We start from the raw sequence: 11554 nt of genomic DNA, 5'->3' as shown, positions 1-11554 counted from the left end.
CTCCTACCGTTCGACGATCGCCACACGGCGGTTGTAGATGTTCATGAAGAACGAGGTCAGCAGGCTGATTGTCAGGTACACGCCCATGGTGATCACCACGACCTCGATGGCCTGGCCTGTCTGGTTGAGCACGGTACCCATGAAGACCTGCACCAGATCGGGGTATCCGATGGCGACCGCAAGGGACGAGTTCTTGGTCAGGTTCAGGTACTGGCTCGTCAGCGGCGGGATGATGACCCGCATGGCCTGCGGGATGACTACGAGGCGCAGAATCTGGTTCGGTTTGAGGCCAAGGGAGCCCGCAGCCTCCGTCTGCCCCTTCGACACTGCGAGGATTCCGGCGCGGACGACCTCGGCGATGAAGGCGGCCGTATAGGTGACGAGGCCGAGAAGCAGCGCCACGAATTCGGGCAGGATCTGCATGCCGCCGGTGAGGTTGAACGTGCCCTTGCGCGGCAACTCGAAGCTGATGGGATTGGCACCGAACAGCGCCAGCAGGATCCAGGTCAGAATCGGCAGGCCGAGAACCAGGGCGAGCGTCACCTTGACGACGGGGGATTGCCGGCCGGTCTGCTCCTGCTGCTTGCTGGCCCAGCGGCGGTAGATGAACGAGCCGACGAGGCCAATCAACAGGACAGCAACCAGCACGCCAATGTTGGACGCCCAGAGGGGTCTGGCCATGAACAGGCCGCGGGAGTTCAGGTAGAAGCCCGCACCCATCTCAAGGGAATTGCGCGGCTGCGGCAAGGTCCCGAGCACCGCGATGTACCAGAACAGGAGCTGGACCAGCAGCGGGATGTTGCGCAGCACCTCCACATAGACCATGGCGACCTTCGCCACCATCCAGTTCTTGGACAGGCGCGCGATGCCGAGGATGAAGCCGAGAAAGGTCGTGAAGAAGATGCCGATCGCCGAGACGATCAGGGTGTTCAGAAGGCCGACGATGAAGGCATCGCCATAGGTGCCGCCGGCCGCGCTGAACTGAATCAGGGTCTGGCTGATGTCGAAGCCGGCCGTGTTGTTGAGGAACCCGAAGCCCGAGGCAATCTTGGCGCGCTGCAGGTTCTCGATGGCGTTCGTCGCGGCCACGTAGAACAGGAAGATGATCGCCGCGACGAGGACGACCTGATAAAAAGCTCCACGAACCTTCGGATCGTAGAGAAACGATTTCTTGGGGGGCGATGTCTGACTGACAGCGGTCTGCACTGAGTTCATCCTCTGGCGGCTCTTGATACCAGGCCGTCATCCCCTGTTCGTGCCTGGGTCAAGCGGCTTTTTGTTATTGTCGAGGCGTGTTCTTGAAGGGCGCCCGGAAGATCCGGACGCCCTGTTTCGGTTGGCTTAGCGAACCGGGATGCCGTATTGCAGACCGCCCTTGGTCCAGAGCGCGTTCTGGCCGCGCTTGATCTTCAGACGGGAGCCTTCGCCGACGTTCTTCTCGAACGACTCGCCGTAATTGCCCACGTGCTTGATGACACGGACGGCCCAGTCGTTGGTCAGGCCGACGGTCTCGCCGAACTTGCCCTCGGTGCCGAGCAGGCGCTTGATCTCCGGGTTGTCGGAGGTCTTCATCTGGTCGACATTGGCTTTGTTAACGCCGAGCTCTTCAGCGTTCAGCATGGCCATATGGGTCCAGCGGACGATATCGCCCCACTGGTTGTCGCCGTGGCGGACGGCCGGGCCAAGCGGCTCCTTCGAGATGATTTCGGGCAGGACGATATGATCGTCCGGAGCCGAGGCGCGCAGGCGCTCGGCGTACAGGCCCGAGGCATCGGTGGTGAACGCGTCGCAGCGGCCGGCGTCATAGGCCTTGAAGGTCTCGTCCGAGGTCGCGAAGGCCACCACTTCGTACTTCATGTTGTTGGCACGGAAGTAGTCGGCGAGGTTCAGCTCGGTCGTGGTGCCCTGCTGGGTGCAGATCGAGGCGCCGTTCAGCTCCTTGGCGGAGGAGACACCAAGCTTCTTGCGGACCATGAAGCCCTGGCCGTCGAAGTAGTTGATGGCCGGGAAGTCGAGGCCGAGCTGCGTGTCGCGCGACATGGTCGCAGTCGAGTTGCGGGACAGCACGTCCACCTCGCCCGACTGGAGCGCCGTGAAGCGGTCCTTGGCGGCGAGCGGGATGTAGCGGACCTTGGTCGGATCGTCGAAGATCGCAGCCGCGATGGCGCGGCAGAGGTCGACGTCGAGGCCGGTCCAGTTGCCCTGGGCGTCAGGCTGGCCGAAGCCGGCGAGACCCGTGTTCGAGCCGCAGGTCAGAAAGCCCTTCTGCTTCACGCTGTTCAGTGTTGCCTGGGCCGATGCGCCCGTGGCGAACAGGCTGGCAGTCAGACCGAAGGCAATCGATACGAGAGCCTTTTTCATGTTGGTATGTTCTCCCAATAGTTCCGCATGACCCGACGGTTCCAGGTTACCCCCAGCCGAGCCTCGGTTAGACCGTTCCACGCCGCCTCGGTCGAGACGGCATCGAAATCCATCAAATTCAATGATTGATCACTGGTCAAGTCTTGATGGGAGGCAATTCGTGGCCGACTTGACGCCGGAGGCGGCGCAGTTTCAGATCGGGACCTCCTCAGCAAGCCCTTGAGCCGATGTCAAAACTCCCCCCAAAGCCTGAAAACGTCTCGGAACGCACCCGCCTCGTCCATGCCGGACGGGAGCCCTTCGAGCAGCACGGATTCGTGAATACGCCGATCTATCGCGGCTCCACGGTGCTCTATCCCACGACCGACGACCTGCTGCACCGGCGCGGCCGCTATTCCTATGGAACGAAAGGGACTCCGACCACGAATTCCCTCGAAATCGCCTGGACGGAGCTCACCCACGCCGCGGGTACGGTCCTGGCGCCTTCCGGTCTTGCGGCAGTCACCGTCGCCGTCATGTCCTGCCTCAAGGCCGGCGACCACCTGCTGATGACGGATTCGGTCTATCTGCCGACCCGGCACTTCTGCAACGGGATGCTCAAGAAATTTGGTGTGGAAACCACCTATTACGACCCCTCGATCGGCGCCGGGATCGAGGCCCTGCTCCGTCCGAACTCCGCAGCCGTCTTCACGGAGGCTCCGGGATCGCAGTCATTCGAGATGCAGGACATCCCGGCCATCGCCGAGGTGGCGCACCGGCATGGGGCCGTGGTCCTCATGGACAATACCTGGGCGACGCCCCTGCTCTTCCCGCCGCACGAGCGCGGCGTGGACATCGCCATCGAGGCCGGCACCAAGTATCTCAGCGGCGGATCGGACCTTCTGCTCGGCATGGTCTCGGCCAATGAACGCTGCTTCAAGGCCCTGCGCGAGACCTATGATTCCTTCGCCATGTGCCCTGGTCCGGAGGATGTGTTCTTGGGGTTGAGGGGCCTGCGCACCATGGCGCTGCGCCTGCGCGAGCACGAAAAGCAGGCTCTGGAGATGGCCCGCTGGCTCGAAGCTCGACCCGAAGTGGCCCGTGTGCTCCACCCGGCGCTCGGAAGCTATCCCGGACACGAGATCTGGAAGCGGGACTTCAAGGGTTCGTCGGGCCTGTTCTCGATCGTCCTCAAGCCCTGCTCGGACCAGGCGCTCGCCGCCATGCTCGACGGCCTTTCGCTCTTCGGCATGGGCTATTCCTGGGGCGGATTCGAGAGCCTCGTGATTCCCTTCAACTGCGCCAGCTACCGCACGGCCACCCGATGGGAGCCGGGCGGCCACGCGCTCCGCTTCCATATCGGGCTTGAGGATCTGGAGGATCTGAAGCGGGACCTTGATGCGGGCTTCACCCGTCTGCGCGAAGCAGACTGAGGTTCAAAAGCCGAGGGTTGCGGATGCCGGCGTGACAGGGCTCATCACGTCGGCAGCTCGGTCTCGGCCTTCCGCCGCCTTTCCTTGGCGATCAGCATCAGGTTGCGGACGTAAATGAAGATCGACAGGGTCTGGGGCAGGATGATGACGATGTCGCGCCGGGCAAAGCCGTAGACCATGGTCATCAGCCCACCGGCGATGGAGAGAAACCAGAACCCCATCGGGATCACGCTCTTCTCAGCCTTTTCGCTGGCGATCCACTGGACGATGAAGCGCGCGCCGAAGACGAGCTGGGCCAGGACCCCGAAAGCGGCCCAGAGATCGAAGCGAGCGACGATGACGTCGTAGAAGTAGAGTCCCAGGTCGTGGGACAGGCGCATCAGCATCAGACGATTTCCTGGGCAGCGGGAACGCGGCGGCGGCGCCGGATCAACCACCACACTCCGGCCAAGTCAAGGATTCCAACCCACAGACGGTCGAACATCCCGTAGTTCGAGCGCCCCGCATGACGGGGGCGGTCGACCACGTCCACATGGGCGACCTGGTAACCCTCGCGCTTGATCAGGGCCGGCATGAAACGGTGCAGGGCATCGAAATACGGCAGGCGCAGATAGACGTCACGCCGGAAGGCCTTGAGCCCGCAGCCTGTATCCCGGGTGCCGTCCTTCAGAATGCGCCCCCGGACGCCGTTGGCGATGCGTGACTGCCACTTCTTGTATGGGCCGTCCTTGCGCCCGATCCTTTGCCCCGCCGCAAGGGCAACGGCCGGATCGTCCAGGGCAGCGACGAGCTGGGGAATGAAGGCCGGATCATTCTGTCCGTCCCCGTCCAGGGTGATCACGACGGGGGCATGGGCGGCCTGAACGCCGGTCCGGACGGCTGCGCTCTGGCCGCAGCTCGCCTGATGGCGCACGAGGCGCAGCCACGTACGCGTCGTGCGGGCGCTCAGAACCTGCTGCCCGGTGTCGTCTGTCGAACCATCGTCCACATAGATCACCTCGAAGGGCGCAAGGGCGGTACAGGCCCGCTCGATCTCCTCCACCAGGGGGAGGATGTTGAGCGCCTCGTTCTTGACGGGCACCACGACGCTGATGCGCGGGCTTGTGGAAAGGTCGGTCATCCGTGCAGGGCCGTTCCCGGCCACCTCTTCGAAGGGCATGTCAGGCTCTAAAAGCCTGTCGCGTAAGCCGCGATCTCGACCTGCCGCCCGCTGTTGATATTGAATCCCTGAACCCTGGTCGAGAGCACGGGTCGCTGCTGCAGGCGCTCGTTCTCGGCCTGGAACTCGCCCTCGAATCGCCTGTCCACGAACACGACCCGGCAGCCGCCCTGGCTCAGGAACTGGGAGGCCTCCGCCCCGCTGTCGAGCATGTCGAGGTTCGTGCCGGCCAGGAACACGAGGCTGGGCTCCCGGTAGCCAAGGGTCGCGACCTGCGGATTCCCGCAGGGCACGTTGCGCGCCACTTCGGCGAGATGGTCCGAGATCTTGAGTGAGCGCAGATCGAGCTGGGCGAAGCCGAATACGCCGACAGAGAGGAAGGCCGAGGCCATGAAGCCAGCCCATAGAGTCGGGACCATCCTGTTCCTCACGAACAGCCACCAGGCCCAGAGGGCGAGAAGGGAAGACAAGAGGAGCGCAGGCAGTGCCCGGAACGGCGGCAGGCCATCAAAGGACCAGGCCACCGCCGACAGGCCGATGGCGAGGCCGACCGGGATGAACGGGATCAGCACCGTCGCCAGCTTCGCGGCCGGTCGATGGGGCCCCACGAAGTGCCGGGCGACCGCCATCACCGTGATGATCGCCACCGCTGGAAGCAGCGGCATGGTATAATGCGGCAGCTTCGTCGGAACCGCCTCGAAGACGATCCAGGACGGTACGATCCAGGCGAGAGCGAAGGCCACAGGCTCCTCCCGGCGATGAATCCAGGCGAAGGGCACCGCGATGGCGCTCAGGATCGCGCCCGGCCAGAAGGTCGCGAAGAAGGACAGCAGATAGAAGCCGGGCGGGGCCCAGTGGTACTTCTGCGCCGTACCGACCTTGCCGAGCATGTCCTTCCCGACCGAGGCCGCGAAGAACTCGCCGCCGCTCTTGATGGCGATGGCGACGAACCACGGCAGCACGACCGCAAGGGTGAAGAGAAGGCCGTACCAGGGCCTCAGGGTCAGTAGCCAGCGGGCGGAACGCTCCTTGTAGGACAGAACCGCGGCAGCCAAGCCGGCGAACATGAGGACGAGCGGCCCCTTGATCAGAATCCCTAAGGCAAAGCCGGTCCAGAAGATCAGCAGCGCCCGCCTCGGCAAAACGCCGGCGCCTCGGCTCAGGTAAGCCCGAGCGAGCCCTCCCATCACGGCCACCGAGCAGGCGGTGAGCATGGCGTCGGTCTTGGCGAGGCGCGCTTCGACCATGAGGATGACGCAGGTCGCCATCAGGGCCGCCGTCAGGAACGCCCCCCGCCTCCCGAAGAACGCCAGGGCCGCCCAGTAGGTCAGCAGGACCGTCGCAATGGCTCCGAGCAGGGAGGGAATCCGGTAGAGCGCAATGGTGGTCCGCGCCTCCGGCACCCCCAGGGCCTCTCCGATGGCGACGCTGGCGCTCTGCATCCAATAGATGCCCACAGGCTTTTTGTGCCGGGCCTCATCCTGGAACCGGATGTCCACGAAGTCGCCCGTTTCCAGCATCTGCTTGGAGGCCTGCGCATAGCGCGGTTCGTCCCGATCCATGGGCTGAAGCGTGGTGAAGCCCGGCAGGAAACAGACGAGCGACAGCAGCACGAGCACGGCGCAAAGCCGCGCATGGCTCCGCTCGACGACGCTCGTCAGCTGCGCCACGGACAAGTGGCGCAAGGTCATCCGTTGCTGGGGGACAGAACCGTCCATCAATCACTCCGGAGGCGGGAAAGCCATCGTGCGGGCAATGATGCCCTTTGGTACACGGCCGTTAAACCGCGTCATGTCCTCCAAACCCGGCTCGAAGTCAAATCGACGGAAGGCAGCGGCCTGCCCCTTGAGGAACACGCGCCCTGAAGCGGGCATTGCCAGTGAGGTCAGGTTCAACCGAGAGGTGGATCATGAACAGATCTGTCCGCTGGTTCACCGCTGCGCTTGTGGCGACGCTGGCGCAGCCGGCCACGGCCCTCGATCGGCCCGTGGTCTGGCGTGACGAGGATACGGGCTGTGCCTATCTGCTCACCCCCCAGGGCGGGATCACGCCCCGGCACCGCCGTGATGGAACTCTCGACTGTCCGGATGTAGCTGCCGGCACGGGAGTCGTCGAGAACATGGGCCGGGACATCGCGCGCGGTCTCGACGCCCTCCAGCGCGAAGTCGAGCGCCTGCGTGAGCGCTACAACAATCGTCCATAACCCATAGGAGACCGGAGTGTCGGCGAATACCCGCATTTTTGGCGAGCACGAAGAGAAAACCATCAGGCAGCTCCACCGCTGCATGGAGGCGGGAAGCGCCTTCAAGGGCGTGCTCTGCGCCGACGGTCATCTAGGCTATGCCCACCCCATCGGCGGGGTCGTGGCCTATGAGGAACATATCTCCATCAGCGGGGTCGGCTTCGATATCGCCTGCGGCAACATGGCGGTCCGGCTCGACACCCGCTACGAGGACATCGCAGCCCACGCAGGCCGCATTCTCTCGGACATCGGACGCACGATCAGCTTCGGAATCGGCCAGAAGAATGCCGCCAAGGTTGATCATGAACTCTTCGATTCATCTCTGTGGGATGAGGCCGGCGCCAAGGACCTCAAGACCGTCGCCAGGCAGCAGCTGGGGACGGTCGGCTCAGGCAATCATTACGTCGACCTGTTCGAGGACGAGGAGGGCTTCGTCTGGATCGGCGTGCATTTCGGCTCCCGCGGCCTCGGCCATAGGATCACCACCAAGCATCTGGCCCTCGTCGGCGCCAAGGACGGCATGGAGGTCGACCCGGCCCTCGTCCATCAGGACAGCGAGGTCGGGCAAAGCTACCTCGCCGGAGTGAAGCTCGGCGGGCTGTATGCCTATGCGGGACGGGAGTGGGTGGTGGAGCGCGTCCGCAGGATCATCGGCGGGCAGATCACCGATTCCGTCCACAACCATCATAACTTCGTCTGGCGGGAGACCCATGAGGGCCGGGATTACTGGGTGGTGCGCAAGGGCGCGACACCAGCCTTCCCGGGCCAGCGCGGCTTCGTCGGCGGCTCCATGGGGGATAACGCGGTGATCCTGCACGGTGTCGACAGCCCGGAGAGCGCCGACAGCCTCTACTCGACGGTCCACGGCGCAGGACGCCTCTTTGGCCGCATGGAGGCGAAGGGCAAGAAGAACAAGGCAGGTCAATGGACCCGCCCTCCCCGCTTCACCCGCGACGAGATGGACGCATGGCTGCGCGAGAAAGGCATTCTGCTGCGCGGCGGCGACGTGGACGAAAGCCCCATGGTCTATCGCCGCCTTGAGGAGGTGCTGGCCTTCCATAAGGGAACGATCGAGATCGAGCACACGCTCCGGCCCTTCGCCGTGGCCATGGCGGGCCCCGGCGAGTTCGATCCCTACAAGGACTGATCTCGTCCAGGGCTAAGGCTTTATCGGAACCAGCCGAAATAGAGCGCCCAGAGGCTTGGCGACCGGATCCCCCGCACGCGGCGTGCCGCCTCCTCGGCGAGCATCGATTCTCCCCCATGGCACGAGCACAGAACGATATGGGCGTCGTGCTCGGAGATCTGGAAGAAATCGACTGCATCCCCGAACGTGTCGCTGCGCAGCCCGGCTTGCCGGAGAATCGGATCGGAATAGGCCACCGTGAGGGCGGATCCGTCGGTCCGCATGGCGAGGCGCTGGGCCTTGGGCTTCCATTCGATTTCGTCGAGGGTTCTGAGCTCCCGGTCGGGCTCCCGCTCCAGGAGCTCGATCCAGCGGTCCAGGCGGTCCCGCTTCGATAGGACGGGAGCCTTGACGTCTTCAGGGATTTTCAGGTCGGCGACGCTAGTGAGTTCGGACAGAGGCCTGTGTTCCATGCTCCCCTCCTTGGCAGAAGAGCTTCTCGAGCCACCCAGCTACAAGCTCAACCTTGAAGCACAGGGAAAAGTTCGAGGAACGGGCCATGGATAGCGGCTGATATTTTGGGCAGGCGCATACACTCGCCTCAGCCTGTTTTGGCCGTGCATGGAGCAAAAGTCAGGCTATGCGGACTCTGGCACGGGCCCGACGCCTGAACGGCATCGGGCGGGTACGTCAGGCGGTCGCCGAGTGGTCGTGATCGGCGGTTCTGGGTGTGCCCATGAGTTCGGCCAGGCGATTGCGGGCGCGGTTCACGCGGCTCTTGATCGTCCCGACCTTCACGCCCAGGGCCTCGGCGGCATCCTCGTAGGACATGCCTTCGGCGCCGATGAGGATGATGGCCTCACGCTGTTCCTGCGGCAGCTTGTCGAGAGCCGAGGAGAGGTCCTGAAGCGCGAGCTTGTCCTCCTGGTCGGGGATGGCGATCATGCTGGCAGCATGGGTCCCGTCCCCGTCCTCGACTTCGCGGCTGGTCTTGCGGTGGGTCGAGTAGAAGCCGTTGCGCAGGATCGTGAAGAGCCAGGCCTGTAGATTGGTGCCGGACTCGAAGGTGTCCTGCTTGGTCAGCGCCTTGAGCACCGTGTCCTGCACCAGATCCTCCGCCTGATCGACCTTCCCGGTCAGGGAGAGAGCGAAGGCTCGCAGGTTCGGCAGCGCGTCCATCACGCCGTTGACGAAGTCCTGATCCACGGGCTCCGTGTGCGCACGGATGACCTGGGCGACGCGGTCGACCAGCCGCGCGAGATCGCGCGGCAGCTTGTCTTCTGCGGGATCGCCGTAAAGGGCCCGCAACTGCTTTCCAAGATGCAGCCGGACGTTGGCGCTCAGCGCAGCCGCCGGGGACGGCGCATCAGAATGGGTCAAATGAGACTGGTTGTTCGATTTCTCGGGCATAGGGCAATATTTGGGGCGTGCCTCCGGCATTTAAATATCCTGGCGACAATTCGGCTGTGAGAATTTTTCATGGCCGGGCCTCTGGATTTCGTTGCACCCGTGCCCCATGGAGGCGACTGAGCTATAGGCTGGCGGCAATGGCCGGCCCTTGCGCCGGCACCATCAAGGAGCGCAGCGTGCCCCACTATCTCGGGATCGATGTCGGCACATCGGCTGTGAAGGCCATCCTCGTCGACGAGCGGCAGACGACGATTGCGGAGGCGGAGGTTTCCCTGCCTATATCCCGCCCGCAAGACCTCTGGTCGGAACAGGACCCCGAGGCCTGGTGGCAGGCTGTTCAGGCGGTCATGGACGGTTTGCTGAGAGACGCCGCATCTGCACTCGCCGATGTGCGCGGCATCGGCCTGTCGGGACAGATGCATGGGGCGGTGTTGCTGGGCCAGGACCACAGGCCGCTGCGCCCCGCTGTTCTCTGGAACGATGGCCGGTCGTATCGTGAGGCGCAGGAGCTTGAAGAGAGGCATCCCGAATTCTCGCGTATAGCCGGCGTCATTCCCATGCCGGGCTTCACCGCACCCAAACTCCTCTGGCTGGCGAGGCACGAACCGGAGACTTTCCACGCGCTCTGCAAGGTGATCCTCCCGAAGGATTTCATCCGCCTGAAATTGACAGGTGCGATTGTCACCGACATGTCTGATGCAGCCGGAACCTGGTGGCTCGATGAGGCCAGGCGCGACTGGTCAGACGATCTGCTGGCTGCAACCGGTCTCGCCCGCGATCACATGGCAAATCTTGTCGAGGGCTCGCAGGCTTCGGGCATTGTAAGAGCCGAGCTCTCCCGACGATGGGGTTTGCGCAGCGATGTCGTCGTCGCTGGTGGCGCAGGCGATGCAGCTGCGGGCGCCGTCGGCCTCGGCGCCATAGGAGACGGAGCGGCCTTCATTTCATTGGGAACCTCGGGGCAACTCTTCGTTACCACCGAAGCCTACAGCCCAGCGCCGGAAGCCGTCGTCCACTCCTTCTGTCACGCCCTGCCCCATCGCTGGTTCCAGATGGCCGCAATGCTGAATGGGGCGAGCTGCCTGTCCTGGGCGGCCGATATCCTGAAGCGGGAGATCGGCGAGCGCCTGCTCGAAACGGAGGCTGCTTACCAAGGACCATCCGCTCTTCTCTTCCTGCCCTATCTGACGGGAGAGCGAACACCGCACAACGATCCTTATGCACGCGGCGTGTTCTTTGGTCTTTCGCCCGACACGCGGCAGACGGATCTGATACAGGCCGTTCTCGAAGGTGTCGCGTACAGTTTCTTCGATGCGAAGCAGGCCCTCGAGAAGGCCGGCACGCCCCTGACCCAAGCCGGCATCATCGGGGGAGGTTCAAGAAGCCGTTTCTGGACGCGGATCTTCGCTAGCGTGCTGAACATTCCCATCTTGCGCTATCAAGGCAGCGACAAGGGCCCGGCCTTCGGCGCGGCGCGCCTGGCGCGCCTTGCCGCCACAGGAGAAGCCCCGGAAGACGTCTGCACCGCGCCAGCCGTTCTCGAGACCATCGCGCCGGAGCCACGCCTGGTCGAACAGTACCAGCCTCGGATCAAGGCGTTCCGGAGCCTCTATCAAAGCCTCAGGTCGGAATTCGCGCATGCGGCGGAAGAAAGGATCTGAGGAAACCGGCGGCCGGACAGCCAAATCCTCTTGGATTCGCGGCCGGCGCGTGCTGCTTACGGCATAGCCACCTCTTGTTGGATGCTGCCATGACTGCATCAGGAGTCAGTCTATGATCTTGGTTACGGGAGAAGCCTTGGTCGACCTGTTCATCGGCGCCGCCACGACGACAGGCTTTCCTGC

The 11554-nt window shown here is 63.9% G+C and carries 11 protein-coding genes; 4 read left to right on the top strand and 7 right to left on the bottom strand.

The window, feature by feature from the left end:
* Positions 1 to 3 precede the first annotated feature (3 nt).
* Together AC0QTX_RS03365 and AC0QTX_RS03360 are read right to left on the bottom strand one after the other, a co-directional pair.
* The gene (locus AC0QTX_RS03365; RefSeq protein ID WP_474602416.1) at positions 4 to 1215 is read right to left on the bottom strand and encodes an amino acid ABC transporter permease; all 1212 of its coding nucleotides are present in this window, start codon (positions 1213 to 1215) and stop codon (positions 4 to 6) included.
* 126 nt (positions 1216 to 1341) lie between these two features.
* The gene (locus AC0QTX_RS03360; RefSeq protein WP_474602415.1) at positions 1342 to 2361 is read right to left on the bottom strand and encodes an amino acid ABC transporter substrate-binding protein; all 1020 of its coding nucleotides are present in this window, start codon (positions 2359 to 2361) and stop codon (positions 1342 to 1344) included.
* A gap of 227 nt (positions 2362 to 2588) precedes the next feature.
* Here AC0QTX_RS03360 and metC point away from each other — a divergent pair, with 227 nt between their 5' ends.
* On the top strand, positions 2589 to 3773 hold the full coding sequence (gene metC / locus AC0QTX_RS03355; RefSeq protein ID WP_474602414.1) for a cystathionine beta-lyase: 1185 nt from the start codon (positions 2589 to 2591) through the stop codon (positions 3771 to 3773).
* A 44-nt stretch (positions 3774 to 3817) separates the two neighbouring features.
* Here metC and AC0QTX_RS03350 read toward each other — a convergent pair whose 3' ends face one another.
* Genes AC0QTX_RS03350 through AC0QTX_RS03340 form a run of 3 tightly spaced genes read right to left on the bottom strand, consistent with a single transcriptional unit; the run spans position 3818 to position 6650 of the window.
* Positions 3818 to 4159 carry a lipid-A-disaccharide synthase N-terminal domain-containing protein gene (locus AC0QTX_RS03350; RefSeq protein WP_474602413.1) on the bottom strand — a complete coding sequence of 114 codons (342 nt, stop codon included), beginning with the start codon at positions 4157 to 4159 and terminating at the stop codon, positions 3818 to 3820.
* Positions 4159 to 4893, bottom strand: a complete 735-nt coding sequence (locus tag AC0QTX_RS03345; RefSeq protein WP_474602684.1) for a glycosyltransferase family 2 protein — start codon at positions 4891 to 4893, stop codon at positions 4159 to 4161. The genes AC0QTX_RS03350 and AC0QTX_RS03345 overlap by 1 nt, the downstream gene beginning before the upstream one ends.
* Positions 4894 to 4940: 47 nt before the next feature.
* On the bottom strand, positions 4941 to 6650 hold the full coding sequence (locus tag AC0QTX_RS03340; protein ID WP_474602412.1) for an ArnT family glycosyltransferase: 1710 nt from the start codon (positions 6648 to 6650) through the stop codon (positions 4941 to 4943).
* A 191-nt stretch (positions 6651 to 6841) separates the two neighbouring features.
* Here AC0QTX_RS03340 and AC0QTX_RS03335 point away from each other — a divergent pair, with 191 nt between their 5' ends.
* The gene (locus tag AC0QTX_RS03335) at positions 6842 to 7135 is read left to right on the top strand and encodes a hypothetical protein (protein WP_474602411.1); all 294 of its coding nucleotides are present in this window, start codon (positions 6842 to 6844) and stop codon (positions 7133 to 7135) included.
* A gap of 16 nt (positions 7136 to 7151) precedes the next feature.
* Positions 7152 to 8321 (top strand): RtcB family protein, encoded by a 1170-nt coding sequence (locus tag AC0QTX_RS03330; RefSeq protein ID WP_474602410.1) that lies wholly within the window; start codon positions 7152 to 7154, stop codon positions 8319 to 8321.
* 20 nt (positions 8322 to 8341) lie between these two features.
* Here the strand turns inward: AC0QTX_RS03330 and AC0QTX_RS03325 are convergent, their stop codons facing one another.
* Positions 8342 to 8773 carry a hypothetical protein gene (locus AC0QTX_RS03325; RefSeq protein ID WP_474602409.1) on the bottom strand — a complete coding sequence of 144 codons (432 nt, stop codon included), beginning with the start codon at positions 8771 to 8773 and terminating at the stop codon, positions 8342 to 8344.
* A 217-nt stretch (positions 8774 to 8990) separates the two neighbouring features.
* Positions 8991 to 9740, bottom strand: a complete 750-nt coding sequence (locus AC0QTX_RS03320) for a sigma-70 family RNA polymerase sigma factor (RefSeq protein ID WP_474602408.1) — start codon at positions 9738 to 9740, stop codon at positions 8991 to 8993.
* A 107-nt stretch (positions 9741 to 9847) separates the two neighbouring features.
* Here AC0QTX_RS03320 and xylB point away from each other — a divergent pair, with 107 nt between their 5' ends.
* Positions 9848 to 11371 carry a xylulokinase gene (gene xylB / locus AC0QTX_RS03315; RefSeq protein WP_474602407.1) on the top strand — a complete coding sequence of 508 codons (1524 nt, stop codon included), beginning with the start codon at positions 9848 to 9850 and terminating at the stop codon, positions 11369 to 11371.
* Positions 11372 to 11554: the final 183 nt, after the last annotated feature.

The sequence above is a fragment of the Microvirga sp. jy35 genome, assembly GCF_056148915.1.
The sequence above is the reverse complement of the archived record's forward strand: the minus strand, read 5'-3'. Positions and strand labels throughout refer to the sequence as shown.